Below are 22,942 nucleotides of genomic sequence, written 5' to 3'. Positions count from 1 at the left end.
TTCTGCCACTAATTTAGTCGATTCTATTTAAGCAGCAGAATAGTCCCCGTCAGGCTCGTTTCGGCGGTTTTGATCATATACGGATAGCTTCCTGCCGGAACTGGCGTATTGTCTTTGTATTTTCCGTTCCAGGGCTCCTGATAACCCTGAGAGCCATAAATTACCTCTCCCCATCGATTGTAAATACGTATTTCAACGATCTGATCTTTGGCGTTGAATATTTCAAAACGATCATTATGGCCATCGTCGTTTGGTGTAAACGAGGTAGGAATATGCATTTTAGCAATCACATAAACTTCCGTCGATGCTTCGGCCTTACACCCATTTTCAGATTCTACAACAATAGTATAACGTGTATCAACGAGCGGGCCAACAACGGCATCACGTTCGTCATTTACCGACACCAAGCCATCCGGTGGTGACCACAAATACTTATATTCATTCGGTTCAGAAGGTTCAACCCTAGGCTGCAATGTAACTTTGGAGCCTTCCACTACGCCCTTTCTTGCCGGGAGCGTTACGGAAACGGATTCTTTTGCTATCAGTATCGTATCCGAGCCAGTGCATCCGGTTGCTTCATCTGATATTAGGAGAGAGTAAGATCCGGAATCTTTCGCTTCCAATGTGCTCTGCTTCTCATTCAGGACCGCGTTGTCTCTGCTCCATGAAAGTACCAGTCCATTCTTAACACTTCCTCCGTTAGCAACCAATTTTGCAACCTCACCCTCGCAAATGATATTTTTATCCGCCGAAATAATTGCCTCAATGGGTGGAGCAAGGGAAACATTGACCATTAGTGACGATGTATCCCGCGAACATTTCTGAGTGTAGCTTTTTATCACCGAGTAAACACCCGTGTCACTCACGGCGATGGCCGCTTCCGTGGCACCGGGAATGTTTGAGCCGTTGCGCTGCCATTGATATGACCAATCGGCTGAACTTTCCGTTTGTAATGTAACGGGCCGTTCAGGGCAAAAGGAAACCTCAGTAACAGGCGAGGCATTCAGCATAATCACCGGCTGCTCCGGCTGATCATCATTGCAATCGATCACAAGCAGCTGAAAGTCTCTCCGGATCACACCAATTTTTTTGCCATTTCTGTATTCTTCCACCTCCACTGCAAACACATACAAGCCCAGCCGGTTTGCCGTCACGGTGAGTTTTCCAGTCTTGTCGATAGCCAGCGGGCGCGGGCCAGGAATAATATTGGATAAAGAAATCCCATTTTCCCAATCTACAAGCGGGTAGCCTGATTTCGGAGCGTTATTGCCATTAATCATATTAGGCGTTGTGTAACCCCTGTATGGCGTTACCAAAGCGTAGCGAAGTTCGTCACCATCCGGATCGGACGCTGACATGTTCATTGAAAACGCCCGGTTACTACAGATATATTGACCATTGGGAGCTGAAAACGTCGGAGAAGTATTGCGGGTGGTAACGGGTGGAAATTCAAGGTAGAACACCATACCCATCTCTCCGGGATACTTAATGTTGTTGACGTCCGTATTACGGCAACATCTTTCCCAAACAATATAATAACCCTCCGGATCATTATAGTCCTGCTCGGGCAATGTAACAGTTCCCTTATAAGTGCCAATCACGGTGCTTAACGACCGGGCACTTGCGCATGCTTTGTTTTGATATTGGATGATTTCAGAAGATAGGTAGCGCACGCGGACCTGCTGCATAAAATTGTTGTCACGCTTCCGATAGATGTAAACATCCGCTGCTGCATCCCGGTTTCCGTTTCCGTCGGGCGACGGTTCTACCAAATTATTCTTGTCCCAGAACTGAATCAGCGTAATTTCAAAATTCCCAGCATTAGCAAGCGGACGCATCAAAAGCTCGCCTCCGACGATATGATCGGCATTTGCTTGCAATGAAAGAAGAATTAACAGTGGTAGAAACCACAAAAACTTTCGTAAATATCTTACCATCAACCCAACTGTTAAGTCCCCTACGTTCGCATAAAATTAATGATTGCCAAGCAAATGCTATAGCAGGCAGCCAAAAAAATTGATAATGGGAATTTCAAATAAAATACTTCTCACGTCCAATTTTGATGCATTACCGGACAGTGCAGGACAGTATGAAATCGAATTCCGCATACTATTGCGATTAATACAATTCGAATCATTTATTGCATTTATTAAGTAATGATTCATGTGCAGCAGCAAGATCAAGCAGCCCTCCAATCAAAATTTTCATAAGTCGTCTCATCTTTTCAACTCTTAAACACCTTAGCGTATGAATGAAATTCGACAATCAAGACTGGGCATTTGTCTACGGCTATTTGGGAAGATAGCGCTGAGCCAAATTCTGGTTGGTGCTGCCCTAACCGGGAGCTCAGAAGCAGGAACAGCCTCGAACCACTTTAAGGGACGCTTTGCTATGGTAGCAGACCGCTCCATTAAAGGAAAAGTGGCCGATGACAAAGGGCTGGGCCTGCCCGGAGTAAGTGTCATCCTCAAAGGTTCCAGTACCGGAACCGTAACCGATTCGGAGGGGAGTTATAGTCTGAACATTCCGGAAACTGGGGAAAATGTTTTGGTCTTTTCCTTCGTCGGGTACGTACCAAAAGAGATTATAGTGGGAAATCAATCGGCTGTGGATGTGGAATTGCTGGTTGATACCAAGGCATTGGAAGAAGTGGTCGTGGTTGGTTACGGTACGCAACGCAAGCGCGACATTACTTCGGCGGTGTCGGTGATCAGTATGGAGGATATTGGTGAAGTGCCCAAGTCCAATGTTACCCGGATGCTGCAAGGACAAGCTCCGGGTGTTATTATTAAACAGAAAAGCGGAACGCCGGGGCAGCAATTTGAAGTGAAAGTGCGCGGGATTAGCTCATTAGGCGCAGGAAGTGATCCGTTGTATGTGATTGACGGATTTCCCGTCGGCATATCAGCCGGGCAGAACCTGAACCCCAACGACATTGAAACCATATCCATCCTGAAAGATGCGGCTGCAACTGCCATCTACGGCGCACGCGGTTCCAATGGCGTGGTCTTGATCACAACTAAATCTGCCAAAGATGGAAAGACAAATCTCAATATATCAGTAGATTATGGCATCCAGAATGTTCCGGAAAGCCGCAAAACCAAGGTGCTGAACGGACAGGACTTCGCGCAATTTAAGCGAGAGGTTTTCATAGGGCGATATGTTCTAGCTAATAAAAAGCAACCCGAAGAATCGGAGATCCCCATTGATTTCAGAAATCCAGCAGACACAAAATATTCGACCAACTGGTTTGACTTGATTTTGCATAATAATGCACCTTACAAAGACATTAACCTAACATTATCGTCCGGAAAAGGTCCGATTAAGTCTGTTGTTTCTGCCGGTTATTACAAGGAAGACGGTGCTTTGCAGTACACTGGATACGACCGCGCATCATTACGCACCAATCTCGCCGGTGAAGTGAACAAGTTTATTACCATCGGGATGAACATTGCCGGAAGTTACTCGCGGTCCAGTTTGTCCAGCACCGACGGCCGTAATGCGCAGGTTGGCTTAACATTGATTGCCGATCCACGCTATCCGGCCTATGACGAAAAGGGTGAGCTGATTCCTTATTACAATGGCGTCGGTGACATTTTCGGCTTTCCCAACCCGCTGTATATGCTCAAAAACATCAACAGGAACAGGAACATTGCGGATGTGCTTGCAAGCGGTTACGTAGAACTCAACATTGCCAAAGGACTCAAATTCAGATCTTCTGTCAATGCCAAGATCAACTACAACACCTATAAGGAATACATTCCTTCGACAATCGGCTTGCCCGTGCAGACCGGAACAAATGGTGCGCCTCCGCGTCTCGCGACAGAACGGGACGATGCGGAAGAGTTGAAGAACTACGCTACTGATCAGGTTTTGACCTATACACCAACCCTTGGTAAAGATCACAGCATGGAAGCAACGGTAGGTTATTCGGCGCAGCAGGAAGTGGTTAAGGGCTTATATGGATCCGGAAATACATTCCCGGACGACCTGACGCCGTTTTTGGGTAGTGCAACCATTCGTTCTTCCAATTCTATGGAACGTAAATGGACAATGCTGGCCTACATTGCGCGGTTAAACTATGCATTCAGGGACAAGTATCTGTTCTCCGCCACTTTCCGGCGCGAAGGCAGTTCCAGGTTTAGTGAAGGACATAAATTTGGCAATTTCCCGGCCGCTTCTGTGGGATGGAGAATTTCGGAAGAATCATTTATCCCAAAAACACCCTGGCTCACAGAACTGAAACTGCGCGCGAGCTGGGGTATGACAGGAAATAACACGTATCGTGTGAGCGCGAACAACAATTTTGGTGTCGGTCAGAATGCAGGTGATGATGGGAATTATGAAAGTTTGTCATTCCTAGGCGTCAACAACTACATTCTCGGCAACACATTGGCCTCCGGCAAAACAGTGACGCGCTTCGCTAACCCCGAGCTGACCTGGGAAACTTCCAACCAGCTGGACATTGGTTTGGATCTCGCAACATTCGATAACAAGCTGGTTTTCACAGTTGAATATTATAAAAAAATCACAGATGACATGCTTCTTGGATATAGCATTCCAGCAGTTTCCGGATTCACCTCTACACTGAAAAATCTCGGTAAAGTGGAAAACCAGGGCATTGAAGTGGCTGCTAATTACCGCATCAAGGTAGGTCAGGTCAATTTGAGGACAAATGCAAACATTACATTCAACCGCAACAAAGTGCTGGCCATCCGTGGACAAAATGATTTTATCCTGCAAGGAAGCCAATATGGCGGTTACAACATTCAGCAGGTGGGTCGTCCGATCGGGATGATCTTTGGTTATCGTAAACTGGGCATCTTCAATACACAGGCTGAGATCGATGCCGCACCATTGCAGGAAGGTGCGGTGCCGGGCGCTATGATCTTTGCGGATCTGCATGGCGCAGCCGACGGCGGACCCGATGGCATTGTGTCGTATGATACAAAGGACATGACCGAAATTGGTAACCCAAACCCAAAATTTAACTGGGCCTGGACCGTGGGTGCTGATTACAAGCGTTTTGATGTGAGCGTTTTATTGATGGGTGCCTATAAATATGACATTTACAGAAACATCGAGGCGTCTACCATGAATATGGATGGTGTTTTCAATGTTTTGGAAAAAGCCAAAGACAGATGGCGATCTCCTGAAAACCCCGGCTCAAATCCGGGCGCTAAAAACTCACAGGGCGGAACGGACTATTTCAAATGGTCACGCGAGAGCAGCGAGCGCTATGTGTATGACGGAACGCATATGTGGATCAAAAACGTAACGATCGGCTACACACTTCCAAAGTTGAACGGCATTCTTTCTGATGCACGGATATTCGTAAATGCGGCCAATTTGTTGCTGATAACCAAATATCCGGGCAACAACCCTGACGCTGGCGTAAGGGGCGGAACGGAGCTCAACAATGACGATGAGTCTTATCCCGTTCCCAGAACATTCTCCGCAGGCCTGAAAGTCAACTTCTAAATCCCATGAAAATGAAAAAAATTACAGCAATAGGTTTGGTCGTACTTCCGCTGCTTCTGGCTTCATGCGGCGAAGATTTCCTTAACCAGACGGATCCGACGAAGGTGAATGTAGACTTGTTCTATAAAAATGAGGCACAGGCTAAGCAAGCGTTAAATGGTGTTTACGCACAGTTGCAATCTATAACCAACACCGCTTATCTGGCAGGTGAATTTCAAACGGACAACACAACCATTGACCTCAACCCGTCCGATCGCGGCGGCGCGGGCGGTTGGGAAGCATTTGAGTTTTCAACCGTCAATTCGGGCAACGGTGAGATTGCGGCGATCTGGAACAATTACTACGCCGCCTTATACAATGCGAACCTGACATTGGAGCGAATCGCAGATGCGGACATTCCGGAGACACCCAAAAAGGAAATTGAAGGCCAGTTGAAATTCCTGAGAGCTTATCTGTATTTTAATCTGGTCCAGTATTTCGGTGATGTGGTGATTGTAACCAGCACATTTGCGGTTCCTGAGCCTACTTTTGACCTCACCCGGTCACCACAGGCCGATGTGTGGGCGCAGGTTGAAAAAGACCTGAAAGAGGCAGTCGCTTTGCTGCCGGAGAAATATGCCTCATCCGGCGACAAAGGTCGGGCAACGAAGGGCGCAGCTTTGTCGCTTCTTGGCAAAACATATCTGACTACTAAAAAATATGCGGACGCCATAACTACGCTTAAAGAAGTCACTAAGCTCGGTTATACTTTGAATGCTAACTATGCCGATAACTTTGATCCTGCGCCTGCCAAGAAAAACGGCCCGGAGTCGATATTTGAGATACAGTATCAGGGAGACAACGACCTGGGCGAGCAGAGCAACTTTCAGTATGTGTTCGCGCCCAGGGTTTCGAAAGGCGCGGTTACAGGTTTTTCAGCGGGTGCAAACGGAGGACGTAATTCACCCACCAATGATATGATTGCGGCATATGAAGCGGGTGATCTGCGCAAGGACCTTTCGCTTAAAACCAGTTTCACGCTGGATGGCAAAGTGTATCCCGTTCCGTATGTCAGCAAATACAACTATCCCCACACCATTGTGCAACGGACCAATACAAACTGGCCGGTTCTGCGTTATTCGGATGTGTTATTGATGTTAGCAGAGTCCATCAACGAACAAAGCGGGCCCACAGCCGAAGCAGCAGATTATCTGAACCAGATCAGAAAGCGTGCCGGATTGGCTGCATCAAAAGCCACCGGCAAGGCAGATTTCCGGGCCGCGGTGCTGAAAGAAAGGAGAGTTGAGCTTGCATTTGAAAATCACCGCTGGTTTGATTTGAAAAGAACAAAAACACCCGGTGAATGGGCGGCATTCATGAATGCGCATGGAGCAGCCGAAAGGGCCAAGCCAACCGTCGACAGGGGCAATGTGCCTTTCAATTCCACGGATTATGTTTTCACAGAAAATGAATATCTGCTGCCGGTCCCTGCACCTCAGATCCTCATCAATGCTAAGTTGACGCAGAACCCGGGATACTAAGGTGACTTATAATCTCTCTTGCTAAATCAAAAGGGAAAAGCGCTGATGACGAGCGGCTTCTCCTTATTGATTTAGCAAGAAAATCATTCATTTTTTCGTTGAGTAATAGGCTTCCAAGTTTCCTGCTATTGGAATTTTTCTAAAAAACCCCGGTAATTAAATATTTAAGCAAGACAGAACAGGATAGTCTGACAACCGATTCGTTCTAGTATTGTATAACATTACAGGCCAATGCCTGTATCATATTCCTGATCCACTAATCTTCCGCATTGTGTTACTTGAAGCAACCGAAACTTTCTGGCTTTGGCAATTTTTAGGACGATTGCATCCCATGATGGTCCATTTTCCCATTGGATTGCTATTCGTCGCATTGATTCTGGAATTAATAGACTGGAAACGAAAATCAGCACGCCTGCGTGACGCGGTCAACATTATGACATGGATCGGCGTTGCAAGCGCCGCTTTATCTGTCACATTCGGTTTGTTACTGTCGGACGCAGAACAATCCCAGGGCGAGACATTTGAAATACACCGGTGGGCCGGCTTCATTACATTAGCGCTGGCTATCCTGGCGACGATTTCGCTACGCAATGCCAACAGGAACATTTACCGAGCCCTGCTTTTCGTGACCGTTTTTGGTGTTTCCCTGGCGGGCCACTATGGTGCCATGATCACGCACGGAGACGATTACCTTACCAGCGTCATGCCATCTTCTTTGGAGCCAGAGCAGGAACAGTCTAACGAAGATCCCGCGGACTTTGTGCTTACGAACAATGGTGCGCTTAACCCGCAGCAGGTTCAGGACCTGAGTGTGGAAGTCAGGACAATTTTAGCTCATAATTGTTACAGCTGCCATGGCGAAGCAAAATCCAAAGGCGATTTGCGGCTGGACAGCAAGGATGCAATCATGAAAGGGGGAGAGAATGGCGTTGTCGTTGTTCCCAATCACCCTGATAAAAGCGAGATAATCAGGCGCATTTCCCTTCCCAAAGGCGATAAAGAAGCCATGCCGACCAAAGGCAAGCGGCTTACTGAAAGAGAAATCAAAGTGCTTAAATACTGGGTTGAGAAAGGCGCATTATGGCCGGATGGCAAGCAGAAAAGCATTTATCGCGTCGCTGCCCTTGAACCGCGGATGCCGGTCCTTCCGGCTCCGAGCGGCGACATCGTCCTTCCGGTAGACCGTTTGGTCAATGCGTATTTTCAAAAAAACAAAATTGCCTGGAAACCGGCGGTGAATGATCGCATTTACATTCGCAGGGTTTACCTGGACATTATCGGTTTATTGCCGCCGCCTGAAAAGGTGGAAGCATTCGTTGCGGACGAACGGCCCAATAAAAGAGAATTGCTGGCAAAAGAACTCCTGAACCGTTCAGATGACTATGCCCAGCATTGGATGTCGTTCTGGAATGATGCGCTGCGGAACGACTATTCGGGAACGGGATACATTACGGGTGGCAGGTTTGACATTACCAAATGGCTCTACTCATCCTTGCAGGTTAACAAGCCTTACAACTGGTTTGTGAAAGAGCTGATCAGCCCCGTCAAAGGTTCGGAAGGTTTTATTAAGGGAATCAAATGGCGTGGGACGATCAATTCCAGTCAGCGCACCGAAATGCAGGCCGCGCAGAATGTGTCGCAGATTTTCCTGGGACTTAATCTGAAATGTGCGTCGTGCCACGACAGTTTCATCAGCGACTGGAAGCTCGCCGACTCTTACGCATTCGCGAACATCTTCGCTGATACATTACTTGAAATTAACCGCTGCGACAAACCGACCGGAACAATAGCCGGAACAAAAATGCTCTTCCCGGAACTGGGTGAGATCAGCGTGAATGCAAGCACCGAAAAAAGATTGCGCGAACTCGCCGACTTTCTGGTACAACCCAAAGACGGCCGGCTTTACCGCACTGCCGTTAACCGGGTCTGGGCACAACTACTCGGCCGCGGCATTGTCGAACCGGTGGACATGATGGACAACATGCCATGGAGTGAAGACCTTCTCGACTGGCTTTCCTCCGATTTCGTTGCCAATGGTTACGACATGAAAAAATTGATCTACACTATTGTCACATCAAGGACATATCAGCTTCCTTCCTCATCTGTTAAGGAGGCAGCCGACATTATGGCCAATGACTACAAGTTCACCGGCATGGTAAGAAGAAGGCTCACCGCCGAGCAGTTCTCCGACGCCATCAGCACGGCGTTCAACCCCATGTATGCTGACTCGGCGATTGTGTATAAACTGCTTCCAAAAGATATCAAGAAACGCCTGCCATTTGCCCGCGCGGCCTTCGTAAAAAACGACCCGTTCCAGACTTCACTCGGTCGCCCGAACCGGGAAACGGTGAGCACTTCACGGACTTCGCAAGCCAATTTATTGCAGGCATTGGAGTTAACAAATGGGAGCAAATTCACGAACACATTGAAGGAAGGCTCGAAGATCTGGAAGGAGAAATATCCAACTTCTGATTCACTCGTCACAGCGCTTTATCAGAATGCATTGGGACGGACACCGCTCGCAAAAGAGCTCGCAGCAGCAAAACGAATCCTGGGCCCGGCACCGAATGAGGAGAGTATTCAGGATTTGGTTTGGGCGATAGCGCTCGTTCCCGAGTTTCAGTTAATTTATTAAGATTTAAATGTTAAGTATTTTTCAAAAGCATAAATCAATTAGTACTTAACATACATTGTATAATACATTACTTTATTTATGTTTAATACATAATATAAATACAAAAAGTATTGTTAATATGTGATGTAAAAATTAATAATGTGTTAATAGTGAGCTAATAAAAAAATCATTAGAGATGAACACTACCTGGAATAGGAGAGAATTTTTGCAGAGAGCGAGTGCCGCCACAATGGCAGCGCTGGCTGCGGGAGCACCTGTATCAAACATTCTTTCATCTTGCAAAGGCATATCCGGGCCAGAATCTTCGGCTGACACCGTCATTTTATTATGGATGGCCGGCGGCATGGCGCACACAGAAACCTTCGATCCGAAGCTTTATACGCCGTTCGAAAAGGACATGGAAGGCAATCGCGTGCTCAGCACTTTTAAGTCAGTTCCTACTGTTTTAGATGGCATCCATTTTTCCGACGGTTTACAGTCTATTGGAAAAGTGATGGATAGGGGCACATTAATCCGCTCATATGTGGCAGCTGATATGGGACACATTTTACATTCCCGGCATCAGTATCACTGGCACACTTGCTATGAGCCACCGCAAACAGTAGCAGCTCCGCATATGGGTTCCTGGATAGCCAAAGAACTGGGTCCCAAAAATCCGGTGATCCCCGCGTTCGTAGACATTGGACAGCGGTTCACAGTTGGGGAAGCGGAAGAATTAAAGGCCTTTCATACGGCAGGATTTCTGGGCAACGAGTTCGGTCCGTTCTTTATTCCTGACCCAAGCCAGGGCCTCGAAAGTGTGCGTCCGCCGGTGGGTATGGACGCAAAACGGTTTGAGCGCCGGAACCAGCTTTATAATGAGCTCATCAATAACAGCCCGGTAGGAGAATTCGGGAGCGATTACCAGCGCGAATCGCTGAAAAGGTCCATGGAGCAGGCATATGCCTTGCTGAACTCACCCGAATCCAAAGCATTTGACCTTAGTACCGAACCAAAAGAAAGCTATAACATTTACAACACAGGCAAATTTGGCCTGGGGTGCTTACTAGCCCGCCGTCTTACCGAGCAAGGAGCCAGGTTCATCAGCGTAACAACTGAATATGAGCCATTTAAAGGATGGGATACGCATGAGAACGGCCATACAAGATTGCAGGACATGAAAAAACAAATCGACGGGCCGATTGCGCAATTGATCAAAGACCTCGACAAACAGGGCTTGCTTGACCGGACCATGGTGGTGCTTGCCAGTGAATTCAGCCGTGATATGATGGTGGAAGGCAAGCCAGACGCTAAAGTACTGGAACAGGTGCAGCAGCCCGACATTCTTTCAGACCTTAAATTTTATGGAATGCACCGTCATTTTACAGACGGCGGCTCCATGTTAATGTTCGGCGGCGGGATCAAGAAAGGCTTTGTTTATGGAAAAACCGCAGACGAACGTCCATGCAAAACCATCGAAAATCCGATCAAGATAGACGGCGTCCACCAGACCATTTATCACGCCCTCGGCATAGCGGAAGACACGCAGTATGAAGTAGAAAAACGACCGTTTTACACTACACCCGACGGGAAAGGAAAAGCAGTGATGGAGTTATTGTCATAATAGTTAAACTGAGTCAAAATCGCCGGGCGGAATCTGCCTGGCGATTTTTTTATGAGTTATATCCAAAAAAGTCCTGCTAATTAAATATTAATTAAAACCAGACAGAGCAGGATAGTCCGTTGTATCAATCCTTCTAGTATTGCAATATATTACTATAAGAATTAATTTTTGTCCTATACAAATACGAAAATCCGGTTCTTTTTAGTCCTCATTACCAATTCCTAAACCCTTACAAGCTATTCACCTAACCCTTATTCCGATGAAAACATGAACAAACCTCCACGCCGTCAACAAAGAGAGAACGGTCCAGCCCCTGCTAGTCACTAAACCTAAAATTTCTTTTTATGAATCAATCTCGACAATCATCCTATTGTGCCCGGTTGAATTCCCTGATCAAGCTTTCACTGAGTCAAGTGCTCATTGGGACGGCTTGCGGAATTTCGGCTGTTGCAACTCCGCTTTTTACGCCTAATCCTGTATTAAAAAACAAAACCATCTCCGTTGACAAAACCATTAAAGGTAAGGTTAGCGATGAAGCCGGCGAAAAAGTCCCTGGCGTCAGCATTGTACTCAAAGGGTCTACGACCGGTACCGTTACCGACGCCGACGGATCCTACACCATTAATGTGCCTGATGCAGGCGGAACATTGATTTTTTCTTCGGTAGGCTTTCTGTCTCAGGAAGTTGTGATTGGTTCCGGTGCAACCATCGACGTAACGCTTGCAACAGACTCCAAAGCACTCACCGAAGTGGTTGTTGTAGGTTATGGTAGCCAGTTAAAGAGAGAAATTACCGGAGCTGTTCAGACAGTTAGCGCGGCAGACATTAAGGACGTGCCCGTTTCCCAGATCACGCAAAAACTGCAAGGACGTCTTGCTGGTGTGCAGATCAACCAAACCACTGGTAAGCCAGGGCAGGGAATGTCGGTCCGTGTGCGTGGCCAGGTGTCCGTATCAGCAGGAAGCGATCCATTATATGTTATCGACGGTTTCCCGATCACTGGAAACATTGCCGCATTGAACCCGGACGAGATTGAAGATATTTCGGTATTGAAAGATGCAGCCTCAACCTCTCTTTACGGTTCGCGTGCAGCCAACGGCGTTGTGCTTATCACAACGAAACGCGGCAAGCCGGGTGAAACTAATGTCGGGTTTACGGCTTACTATGGAATCCAGAACGTGCCGAAAAAAGGACGCGTTGAAATGTTGACAGCCCAAGAATTCGCACAGTTCAAAAAAGAACTTTTCGAGGACGAGAACAAAGCCGTTCCGGAAGCATTTAAGAACCCGGAGCAATATGCAAACAAAAATAACGACTGGTATGATGCAGTTTTGCGCAATGCACCGATCCAGAGTTACAACCTTACGATCACTTCCAATAAGGACAAATTGAAAACGTCGTTGGTTGCGGGGATATTCAACCAAAAAGGTGTCGTTATAAATAACGATTACAAACGATATTCACTACGGATGAATTCTGAGTACGACGTTTCAGATAAGATACAGATCGGCTTCAACATTGCTCCTCAGTATATTTTTGATAATACCCCCAGAACCGATGGCGACCGCGGAACAGGTATCCTCTTCAATGCATTGCATACATGGCCGGTCATGCCGATTCGTGATGAAAATGGTCAATTAACTAAGGTAAACACCTTTCCAGAGGGAACCGGAAATATTTTCCAGTATCCAAACTGGGTGCGGGCAGCAGAAGAGTTAACTAACGAGAACAAGAACACCAAATTACTTGGTAACACTTATCTTGTTTACAGTCCGATTAAGGGCCTGAAATTGAGAGCCACATTGAATATTGAATACGAGAATAACAAATTTTTCTTTTTCAACCCTTCAACGGCAACCAGTAATATTAACGTAGCAATCCCGACAACGGCCGTTTCTATCCGCCAAAGTCTGGAAAACGTAGGCTGGCTGAATGAGAACACGGCTGTTTACAACCGCAGCTTCGGAGATCACAACTTTGAATTACTGGCTGGATATACACAGCAGCGTTATCGTCAGGATTTTACGCGTATCCAGGCAGATACTTACACGGATGACAGACTTCCAACCGTTCAGGGAGCAATCAACATCAACCGCGGCGGAACACAAACCGGTGCAAACGAATGGGCATTGACTTCATACCTTTCCCGTCTTTCCTATAATTACAAAGGAAAATATTTGTTTACTGCGGCTGTGCGTGCGGATGGCTCGTCCCGTTTCGGATCCGACAACCTTTGGGGAACCTTCCCTTCGGCATCTGCGGGTTGGGTAATATCTGATGAAGAATTTCTTAAAAACGTGAGACAAGTTTCCTTCGCGAAAATACGTGGGAGCTTCGGTGTGATTGGTAACAACAACATCGGTAACTACACGCAATATGCGCTAGTGAACAATACGACAAATGCTGTTTTCGGTGGTAATGTGGCTACTGGTGCTGTTGTAACGTCTTTGGCAAACAGGAACCTGGGCTGGGAAACAACCAAGCAATTTGACCTTGGACTTGATTTGGGCTTATTCAATGACCGGATCCAATTCATTTATGATTTCTACACCAAGCGGACCACCAATTTGCTTTATGCAGTACAAGTTCCGCAGGAGTCGGGTTTCCCATTTTATAATGACAACATTGGTGAGATCAAATTCTGGGGTCATGAATTTTCTTTGACAACCAGAAACCTGGATGGAAAGCTGAAATGGACAACCAATGCAAACATTTCTTTCAATAGAAATAAGGTAATGGAACTTGCACCAGGCATCGATCGTGTTTACGGATCATTCCATATCACACAGGTTGGTCAGCCATTCGGTCAGTTTTACGGAATGGTGAAAGAAGGGTTTTACAGAAGCGCAGAAGATTTGGCTAACTCGCCGATCATTCCCGGACGTTCAGCAATTGGAACAATTAAATTAAAAGATGTGAATGGCGATGGCACCATTACATACGGTGGTGACGCAGATGACCGTACCATTATCGGTAACCCATTCCCTAAATTCACTTACGGAATTGTTAACGATCTGAAATATGGCAACTGGGATTTCTCTATTGCAGGATCGGGCTCGTATGGCAACGAACTTTGGGTGCGTCACCTTTACAGCACGGCAAACCTTGACGGTGTATTCAACATGGTGGCTGGCGTGAAAGACCGTTTCCGTGTTAAAAACACAACGGTTAATGGAATCGGTGTTGCGACTACGGTGATCAGCGAGGGTAATGGAATGTACGGAGCAACTAACAATGGCGGGAACTTCACGGGTATCGAGAGAGACTGGAACAGCTCGCACTTTGTAGCGGACGCTTCTTATTTCACGATCAAGAACATTACGATCGGCTACAACATTGGTAAGGTGAATAAATTCTTCAAGAATGCCCGTGTTTACGGTTCAATCCAGCAGGTTTATGTTTTCACCAAATACTGGGGCGGACCTAACCCTGAAACCAGTTCACAAGGTGATGGTAATGGTGACGGCGGTAACCTTAGCCAGGGCGTGGATTTCTCGAATTATCCGGTTCCACGTACATGGACATTGGGTGTGAACATGAATTTCTAAGCCAGCCAACATTCAATTCAATATTAATTATCAGAAGATGAAAAAAAGATATATAGCGACCTGGTTCCTGACATTTGCGTTAGCAGGATGCCGCGAAGAATTCCTGACAGTTATCCCGGAAACGGCATTGAGCTACGGAATATTTTTCAAAACGGAGTCGGATTTTCAGCAGGCGGTCAATGCTGCCTATGTTCCGTTCCGCCAGATGTACAACGAACGTGCCTGGGTGTTGGAGGAAATGCACTCGGATAATACGTATTACGCAAGAAATACCCTCTACGGTGCGGTGGACGCAACGGAAAACGTTGCCGACTTCGCGGTTCCGACTGCTGGGGGTGTTACTGCAAATGACAACGTACTGGTTCAGTATCGCCTTAATTATCAGATTATTGCAAGAGCGAACCAAATTCTCGCACTGATTGACGGTGTGGATTTTGCAGAAGATCCCAAGAAAAACCTGAAAGGTCAGGCGTTGTTCCTGAGGGCATTTGCATACTTTGACCTTGTGCGGCTGTTCGGAAAGGTGCCGCTTCACCTTATCCCGGTAACCGGACGTGAAGATGCTGCATCGCCGCTGGCCAGCACCGAAGAGATTTATGCACAAATAGAAAAGGACGCAAAAGAAGCCGGTGGCCTGTTGCTGAACAAAGCAAAACAGGAGGCAGGTCGTGCCACTTCGGGTGCTGCGAAAACATTGTTGGCCAACCTTTACATTACCCAGAAAAAATGGGCTTTGGCAGAACCAGTGTTAAGAGATGTGATTACAAACGACGGTTATTCCCTGATGCCGGATTATACCAATGCATTCTCGACAACGACTGCAAACAAGAACAACGCAGAATCGGTGTTTGAGATTCAGTACATGGAAGGATCGGCTGGATACAATGGTAATCAGATCTACCGTTTTATTCCTTCGCCCATTTCCGCTGCCGAAATCGCGCCGCTTACAGGCACGTCTAACCCACAGGCCACTTCACAGGAAAGTAACAACATTCCTACACCGGACCTAATCGCAGCTTATGAAGCAGGTGACAAGCGGAAAGACATTTCCATTGGCTATGTGACTTTGAGCGGCAGTCTTGCGGAAAATAAGACTTATCCATATATCAAAAAATATGCAAAGCCGCACTCACTGCATAACAACACTGGTCAGAACTGGCCCGTTTACCGTTACTCCGAGGTGTTGCTCTTCATGGCAGAAACGCTTAATGAGTTAGGAAAACCAGCCGAAGCAGCCACTTACCTCAACCAGGTTCGTACCCGCGCAGGCCTTGCCGCAACAAAAGCGACATCGCAAGCAACCATGCGTGAAGCGATCTTCAAGGAAAGACGTGTTGAGCTTGCATTCGAAAACAAACGCTGGTTTGACCTGACCCGCACCGGTCGCGTGAAGGAGATTATCGGCGCTTATGGAGCAAAAGTAAAAGCCAATCCACAAGCTTACTACTTCCCAAAAGGAGCCGTTCCTCCGCCAAACGCATTCACAGTCCTGGACGACTATTACGGTCTGCCAGCAGTGGAAGCAGCATTGACGCCACACTTCTAGGAGGACGGTTTGGATGAATTTTGACCGGGTCGCCGGGCGATGAGTGAATGAGTGAATGTTGAATATGGATTCAACGTTTCAATCATTCACTCATTTTAATTTAAGACTGACACATCGACTTTTCCCGACACAACAGGATAGTCAAAATAGCGTTTCATCTTAATATTGTATCTATCAGATTATTTGAAGTTTAAATTTGCTTTATTAAAGAATGTAAAATTCCAATTTCACCCTGAACGAATGCTTTTTTCATATTTACTTAACTCTTAGCTGTAAAATGTACACTAAAAAACAATGGTCTAAACTTCCAATGACACTCGCCGTGCTGCTTGCGGTAGGCGTTTTCTGCGGGGTTATGCTCAGTAACCGAACTGCCAAACACCGTCCGCCCGGTTCGAAGGTGGACAAGTTGAAACTGCCTGATGGCTTCAAAGCAGAACACTTATATAGTATTTCTGAGGCAAAAAATGGCTCATGGGTATCCATGGCTTTCGACGACAAGGGACGTATGATTACGTCTGACCAATACGGATTTCTTTATCGCCTCGAATTGCCACCTATTGGCTCAACAGCAGCTCCAAAAGTGGAAAGGCTGATCGTAGGCGACAAAGCGGACACTGCGAAAGTAAATCTTGGTGCGGCGCAAGGTTTGCTATATGCATTCAATAGTCTTTATGTTGTAGTCAATAACCGGTCAACAGAGAAGATTCCGAACGGCAGTGGTGTTTATCGTTTGCAGGACACGAATAATGATGATCAATTTGATAAAGTCACGTTGCTGAAAGCCACAAAAGGCGAGGGGGAACACGGACCGCACAGCATTATCCTGTCTCCTGATAAAAAATCTCTTTTTGTCGTAGCGGGTAACCATACCGATCTGCCGCAGATGGATTCATACAGACTGACGCCAAACTGGAAAGACGACAATCTTTTTCCGCTGATCAAAGATCCACGCGGTCATGCGAACGATCGTATGGCACCAGGCGGATGGATTGTTGAGACAGATCCGGAAGGAAAAAAATGGGAGTTGATCACAGCCGGCTTTAGAAATTCTTATGACATTGCATTCAACGAGGCGGGTGATCTTTTCACTTATGATTCGGATATGGAATGGGATTTCGGCCAACCTTGGTATCGCCCTACAAGGGTTTGTCACGCAACAAGCGGCGGCGAATTTGGATGGAGAACGGGATCTGGTAAATGGCATCCGTCATTTCCTGATAACCTTCCAGCATTGCAAAACATTGGTCAGGGATCACCTACGAACCTGATTTACCTTAAAGACGCGCGGTTTCCAGAGAAATACAAAAATACCTTATTGGCATTTGACTGGAGTTTCGGGATTATGCATGCCTTGCACCTGAAACCAAACGGGTCAACTTACTCGGCTGAACATGAGGAATTTATCTCAGGTTCACCACTGCCGCTTACAGACGGACAAATTGGTCCTGACGGTGCGCTATATTTCTTAACAGGCGGCCGTCGGCTTGAATCTGATCTTTACCGGGTTTATCACAAAGATTACGAGAAAATTGCTGCCGGTTCAAATGTTGTGAAACCTGTCATTACGCCTGAGCACAAGCTTCGTACGGAACTGGAAAGTTTTCACGCGAAAAAAGATCCTAAGGCAATAGACGCTGCCTGGCCTAACCTGAAACATCCTGATCGTTTCGTTCGCTATGCCGCTCGCATTGCACTTGAACATCAGCCTGTTGAGCAATGGAAATCAAAAGTTCTAGCCGAAAAAGATCCACAGACATTGATCTACGGAGCGTTGGCATTGGCGCGTCAGGGAGATGCAGCTGTGAAAAACGACCTTTATAATGCACTTACAAAGATCGACTATGCTAAGCTGACGGATGCAAAAAAGGCGGATTTGCTCAGAACTTTTGAAGTAGCATTGTTCCGTTTTGGTCAGCCTGATGCAGCAACTAAAACAGCAGTTGTAGGTTATCTGAATCCAAACTATCCATCGAAATCACCTGAAATTAACCGGCTCTACAGCAAAATTCTGGTGTTCCTGGAAGTGCCAAAAACGGCAGAAAGAACATTGGCTTTGTTGAAAACAGAGAAATTTGAAGACAAAGACAACGTTCCGGCAACAGCTTCGTCCGACCTGATCCTGAGAAACCCGCAATACGGTTTGGACATCGCTGGCTTGTTGGCTAAGCTTCCTCCCGCACAGCAGACATTCTATGCGATGGTTTTGAGTGGTGATAAAACAGACTGGACACCAGCATTGCGCGACGAATATTTCAAATGGTTTAACACGGCATTCAGTTACAAAGGTGGAAGAAGCTACATTGGTTTTATTGACAAAGCCCGCCAGCGTGCGCTAGCCAATGCACCTAAGGATAAGTTTGATTACTACAATGATCTTTCGGGAGCTAAATTACTGACAGCGAGCGGAAACGATATTGCCAATGCTTATGCACCGAAAGGACCGGGACGTCAATGGAAAGTTGATGATGCAGTAAAAGTAGTTCAGGATAGCTTGAAACATCGTGATTTCGATCGTGGAAAGCTGATTTTCTCAGCTGTTATCTGCGACAAATGCCATACAATTCAAGGCGAAGGTGCGGATATCGGCCCGGAATTGACTCAGTTAGGAACTCGTTTCAGTGCGAAAGACATGCTAGAAGCGATCATTATTCCGAATAAAGCGGTTTCTGATCAATACGCTTCCACGATTTACACCTTGAAAGATGGTCAGTCCGTATTAGGTCGCCAGATGAATGAGGATGCTAATTTCTATTACATTGCTCAGAACCCTTTTGATTCAAAAACAATCCGGAAAATTTCGAAAAAGACGGTATCGTCGACCAAAACTTCGCCGGAATCGATCATGCTTCCCGGCTTGATCAACAGTCTGAACCCGGATGAATTGAAAGATCTGGTTGCTTACCTGATGTCAGGTGGCAATAAAAATAACCCGATTTATACCGAAGCTTCGGCTCCCAAAGGCGGCAAATAGATCATCGATTTTTTGAGTAGATTATGTTTTATTAAGCTTAATATAGTGGTGCAGGGAATCCTTGCACCACTACTTTTTTATCCAGTTCCACAATTTTCTGCATGCAAATGAAACGTATCGAAAGACGTTCTGTTTTAAAAAATATTGCCGCCAGCGCGGGATTAATGACTTTACCGGTTTCTTTGGCAGAAGCATTTGCCGCATCTCAAAAAGCACTCGGCCCCAAACTGAATGGAAAGATCAATCACTCCGTTTGTAAATGGTGCTATGGAAAGATCCCTCTGGAAACTTTCGCACAGGACTGCAAGAAAATCGGCATAACTTCCATAGAGCTTTTGGGGCCTGCCGAATGGCCGATCATTAAAAAGCACGGACTAACCTGCGCATTGCCATGGGGCGAGGGCCTGACCAGAAATATTGAAAAAGGCTTTAACGATCCAGCCAATCATGAGGAGCTGATCAAAGGTTTTGAAGATGTGATCCCCAAAGTTCGGGCGGCAGGTTATGACAAAATTATTTGCTTTTCGGGAAACCGCCGTGGCATGTCTGACACAGACGGCTTGCGTAATTGCGCGGTCGGACTTAAGAAACTCATCCCGACTGCGGAAAAGCACAATGTAACTTTGGTAATGGAACTGCTGAACAGCAAGGTGAACCACCGGGATTACCAGTGCGACCGGACAGAGTGGGGGGCGGCCCTTTGCGAAATGGTTGGCTCGGAGAAATTCAAGCTTCTTTACGACATTTACCACATGCAGATTCAGGAAGGCGACGTAATTGCGACAATCAAAAAATACCACAAGTACATTGCCCATTATCACACGGGTGGCGTTCCTGGACGGAATGAAATTGACGAAACGCAGGAATTGTATTACCCTACGATCATGAAAGCAATCGTCGAAACCGGTTACAAAGGCTTTGTAGGTCAGGAGTTTATCCCAAGCCGCAAAGACGACATCGCATCGTTGAAACAGGGTGTAACCATTTGTGACATCGCCTGATATTTATTTTAAAAAACTTACTTATATGTCTACGAGACGATCTGTATTAAAGAGTTTAGCCGCAGGCACCGGCGTGCTTTCGCTGTCCGAAGTTTTTGCTGCAAATAGAAAAGCCTTAGGTTCAAAATTAAATGGTAAGATTAATCATTCTGTTTGTAAATGGTGTTATGGAAAAATTCCGCTGGACACTTTTGCAAAAGAATGTAAGGAAATGGGCATTACGTCCATCGAACTGTTGGGACCGGAGGATTGGCCAACACTCAAAAAATATGGCCTGACTTGCGCATTGCCAAACGGCGCCGGAATGGGAATAGAAAAAGGCTTTAATGATCTCGCATTACATGATGAGCTTGTAAAAAGCTACGAAGATCTTTTTCCTAAATTAAAGGAAGCGGGATATTCGACAGTCATTTGTTTTTCGGGCAACCGACGCGGCATGTCCGACATTGACGGTATGCGTAACTGTGCAGTCGGATTAAGAAGGTTGATGCCGTCTGCCGAAAAGCACGGAATTACCATGATTATGGAATTGCTGAATAGCAAGGTGAACCACAAGGATTACATGTGCGACCATACTTCATGGGGCGCAGGCTTATGCGAAATGGTTGGCTCTGAGAACTTTAAGTTGCTTTATGATATTTATCACATGTCCATCATGGAAGGTGACGTGATTGCAACGATCAAAAAATATCATAAATACATCGGACATTATCATACTGGGGGAGTCCCTGGCAGAAATGAAATTGACGAAGGGCAGGAGTTGTACTACCCAGCCATCATGAAGGCCATTGTCGACACCGGCTATAAAGGTTTTGTCGCGCAGGAATTTATTCCAAAACGTGAACCGCTGGCTTCCCTGAAACAATGTGTACAAATCTGTGACATTGCCTGATTAATGAATAGACTTAACGAGAGTGAGATCGTCATTCAAATACGATCTCACTCTCGTTACAATATTTTGAGCTTTTGCCGACAGGCAATTTTCGGGGATCTGCATTGGGAATAATTTTGTGTTTATAGTAAACACGCTTATCGTCGCAGCTGCAATGATGTTCCTCACTGATTATTTTGAAAGCGTCGGGATTGACATCCGGTAATTTCTCGCCACGCCAAAATACACGCGAAGCATCTTTGGTATAAAATTCAGACAAAACCTGAAAAGTTTGCGCATTGGCGTCTTCAACAATTTCAACTTTCGTAGTTTCGATTAGAAAGACTTTTGATTTGTCAACGGAATAGCCATGACCGAGTGGTTTGAATGTTGCCGCATCCACGGAATCTATCCGGATTTCGCCAGCCAGAATTCCTCTTGAATCACTATGGTAAGAACGATGATCGACGGTGCCGATAAACTTTAAACTTTCCGGATCGTCCGAGACAATTCGGTCTCCGCTAAAAACGTGCATGCTATCTTTCCATAATCCACCTTGCACAGCTACATAATGTGCCGCATCATCAGAAATAATTGAATGCCAGGAGTAAACATTGCGCGCGTCTTTTCCCCAGCCAAAGCCCAGCACTTCAAAAGTCTTACCGTCGGCATCTTTGATTCGACCACCGTTAAAATAGACATTCTTTCCGTCACTGGCATAAGAGGAAGCAAATTCAACATTTGGATATTTTTTGCTTAGCGATGCAAATGTTGCTGCATTGGCGCTCGTCAGTTCAATCAGCTCAGCATTACTAAATCCACCATACCAATATGCTTTTCCATTTTTTACATAGTAGCCGCTCGCAGTCAGCACCCCGGGTTTAAACTTAGAATTGGTATCTGAGCAAGAAAATAGGTTCGATAAAAATCCAATTAAACCCATAAGCAGAAAGATTCTTTTGAAATGATGTACGAAAGCCATAATGATATCAGAATTACGTGCATCAAATATGAAAAGATCAAATTAGAAAGCCTTTCAACAACTCTTAAGTGGCCACATTGTTTACCCAAAGGCCCGTTTCCGGACTTTTAGCGATGTAAATCCAAATGATAATGGACATTTACAAATCTTAAAATAACTCGGTTAACGCTCAAAATCAGTCAAGTAAGCTCCAAATGGCCGAAATTGATCGCTCTTAGGATTGAATAGAACAGCCCATCCCGCATCTTAGACCGATATAGCGAATTCTAGCTAGCGTAGAACTAGCCCAGAACAAAGATCGATTCATATGCTACTGAAATCGGTTGACAGTTAGCCCGTTTTCAAGTATCCAGGCGGGTATTGGACATTTCCAAAACGGATTTTTTGTACGGGTACCATTTCAAAGGCAGCGGTCCGGTCCGGTGATGCGCTTGGTGGGGGGTCAGATACCCGAGCGATGCATGGGGCCGCATGGCGTTATAAGTGTTGATGGCTTTCTCGATCGCCTCATATGCGGATGAAAAAGAAAGAAAACCTCTGATGCCAAAGTCTCCTTTCAGCGTGCGGAAGACGCGTTCGGCCATCGCATTTTCATTAGGGTCGCCGCTTTGGGTCATGCTGATAGTCACGCCGTTGTCTCTGAGCCGGTCAACATATTTCCATGAGCAGTACTGGACGCCCCGGTCCGAATGATGGATCAGCGGTTTGTCAGATTTGCCTCGCGCCAAAAGCGCCATTTCAAGGGCCCGCACCGAGCCCTTGGCTTCCATGGTTTTGTCCA

Annotated in this window: 12 protein-coding genes; 9 read left to right on the top strand and 3 right to left on the bottom strand. The window is 46.2% G+C overall.

What is annotated here, in order from left to right; all coding sequences use genetic code 11:
• Positions 1-23 precede the first annotated feature (23 nt).
• A complete protein-coding gene (locus G395_RS0103265; protein WP_026628763.1) occupies positions 24-1,937 on the bottom strand; it encodes a T9SS type B sorting domain-containing protein in 1,914 nt (637 codons plus the stop codon).
• A 310-nt stretch (positions 1,938-2,247) separates the two neighbouring features.
• On the opposite strand from G395_RS0103265, the gene G395_RS0103255 reads away from it, so the two are divergent.
• From G395_RS0103255 to G395_RS0103215, 9 genes are all read left to right on the top strand, one after another.
• Positions 2,248-5,481 carry a SusC/RagA family TonB-linked outer membrane protein gene (locus G395_RS0103255; protein WP_084439375.1) on the top strand — a complete coding sequence of 1,078 codons (3,234 nt, stop codon included), beginning with the start codon at positions 2,248-2,250 and terminating at the stop codon, positions 5,479-5,481.
• Between the two features lie 11 nt (positions 5,482-5,492).
• Positions 5,493-7,001, top strand: a complete 1,509-nt coding sequence (locus G395_RS0103250) for a RagB/SusD family nutrient uptake outer membrane protein (RefSeq protein ID WP_026628761.1) — start codon at positions 5,493-5,495, stop codon at positions 6,999-7,001.
• Between the two features lie 331 nt (positions 7,002-7,332).
• On the top strand, positions 7,333-9,636 hold the full coding sequence (locus G395_RS0103245; RefSeq protein ID WP_229204004.1) for a DUF1549 domain-containing protein: 2,304 nt from the start codon (positions 7,333-7,335) through the stop codon (positions 9,634-9,636).
• 175 nt (positions 9,637-9,811) lie between these two features.
• Positions 9,812-11,239 carry a DUF1501 domain-containing protein gene (locus G395_RS0103240; RefSeq protein WP_026628759.1) on the top strand — a complete coding sequence of 476 codons (1,428 nt, stop codon included), beginning with the start codon at positions 9,812-9,814 and terminating at the stop codon, positions 11,237-11,239.
• Between the two features lie 344 nt (positions 11,240-11,583).
• Positions 11,584-14,787, top strand: coding sequence for a SusC/RagA family TonB-linked outer membrane protein (locus G395_RS0103235; RefSeq protein ID WP_051349953.1), 3,204 nt, complete (start codon positions 11,584-11,586; stop codon positions 14,785-14,787).
• Between the two features lie 37 nt (positions 14,788-14,824).
• Complete coding sequence (locus G395_RS0103230) at positions 14,825-16,333, top strand: RagB/SusD family nutrient uptake outer membrane protein (protein ID WP_026628757.1); 1,509 nt, start codon at positions 14,825-14,827, stop codon at positions 16,331-16,333.
• A 277-nt stretch (positions 16,334-16,610) separates the two neighbouring features.
• The gene (locus G395_RS0103225; protein ID WP_026628756.1) at positions 16,611-19,307 is read left to right on the top strand and encodes a PQQ-dependent sugar dehydrogenase; all 2,697 of its coding nucleotides are present in this window, start codon (positions 16,611-16,613) and stop codon (positions 19,305-19,307) included.
• 107 nt (positions 19,308-19,414) lie between these two features.
• Positions 19,415-20,308, top strand: a complete 894-nt coding sequence (locus G395_RS0103220) for a hydroxypyruvate isomerase family protein (protein WP_026628755.1) — start codon at positions 19,415-19,417, stop codon at positions 20,306-20,308.
• A 25-nt stretch (positions 20,309-20,333) separates the two neighbouring features.
• Positions 20,334-21,200, top strand: a complete 867-nt coding sequence (locus G395_RS0103215; protein WP_026628754.1) for a hydroxypyruvate isomerase family protein — start codon at positions 20,334-20,336, stop codon at positions 21,198-21,200.
• 31 nt (positions 21,201-21,231) lie between these two features.
• Here the strand turns inward: G395_RS0103215 and G395_RS0103210 are convergent, their stop codons facing one another.
• Together G395_RS0103210 and G395_RS28435 are read right to left on the bottom strand one after the other, a co-directional pair.
• On the bottom strand, positions 21,232-22,053 hold the full coding sequence (locus G395_RS0103210) for a DKNYY domain-containing protein (protein WP_169719994.1): 822 nt from the start codon (positions 22,051-22,053) through the stop codon (positions 21,232-21,234).
• A gap of 449 nt (positions 22,054-22,502) precedes the next feature.
• On the bottom strand, positions 22,503-22,942 hold a 440-nt coding region (locus tag G395_RS28435; RefSeq protein WP_035360343.1), incomplete at its 5' end, for an integrase core domain-containing protein.

The sequence above is a fragment of the Dyadobacter alkalitolerans DSM 23607 genome (assembly GCF_000428845.1).
Lineage (GTDB): Bacteria > Bacteroidota > Bacteroidia > Cytophagales > Spirosomataceae > Dyadobacter > Dyadobacter alkalitolerans.
This window is presented reverse-complemented; position numbering and strand designations above follow the sequence as displayed.

Excerpts from the sequence above, each read along its gene's own strand:
- G395_RS0103265 (WP_026628763.1), bottom strand. The coding sequence starts at position 1,937 with ATGGTAAGATATTTACGAAAGTTTTTGTGGTTTCTACCACTGTTAATT.
- G395_RS0103230 (WP_026628757.1), top strand. The coding sequence starts at position 14,825 with ATGAAAAAAAGATATATAGCGACCTGGTTCCTGACATTTGCGTTAGCA.
- G395_RS0103235 (WP_051349953.1), top strand. The coding sequence starts at position 11,584 with ATGAATCAATCTCGACAATCATCCTATTGTGCCCGGTTGAATTCCCTG.
- G395_RS0103250 (WP_026628761.1), top strand. The coding sequence starts at position 5,493 with ATGAAAAAAATTACAGCAATAGGTTTGGTCGTACTTCCGCTGCTTCTG.
- G395_RS0103245 (WP_229204004.1), top strand. The coding sequence starts at position 7,333 with ATGATGGTCCATTTTCCCATTGGATTGCTATTCGTCGCATTGATTCTG.
- G395_RS0103255 (WP_084439375.1), top strand. The coding sequence starts at position 2,248 with ATGAATGAAATTCGACAATCAAGACTGGGCATTTGTCTACGGCTATTT.
- G395_RS0103225 (WP_026628756.1), top strand. The coding sequence starts at position 16,611 with ATGTACACTAAAAAACAATGGTCTAAACTTCCAATGACACTCGCCGTG.
- G395_RS0103240 (WP_026628759.1), top strand. The coding sequence starts at position 9,812 with ATGAACACTACCTGGAATAGGAGAGAATTTTTGCAGAGAGCGAGTGCC.
- G395_RS0103215 (WP_026628754.1), top strand. The coding sequence starts at position 20,334 with ATGTCTACGAGACGATCTGTATTAAAGAGTTTAGCCGCAGGCACCGGC.
- G395_RS0103220 (WP_026628755.1), top strand. The coding sequence starts at position 19,415 with ATGAAACGTATCGAAAGACGTTCTGTTTTAAAAAATATTGCCGCCAGC.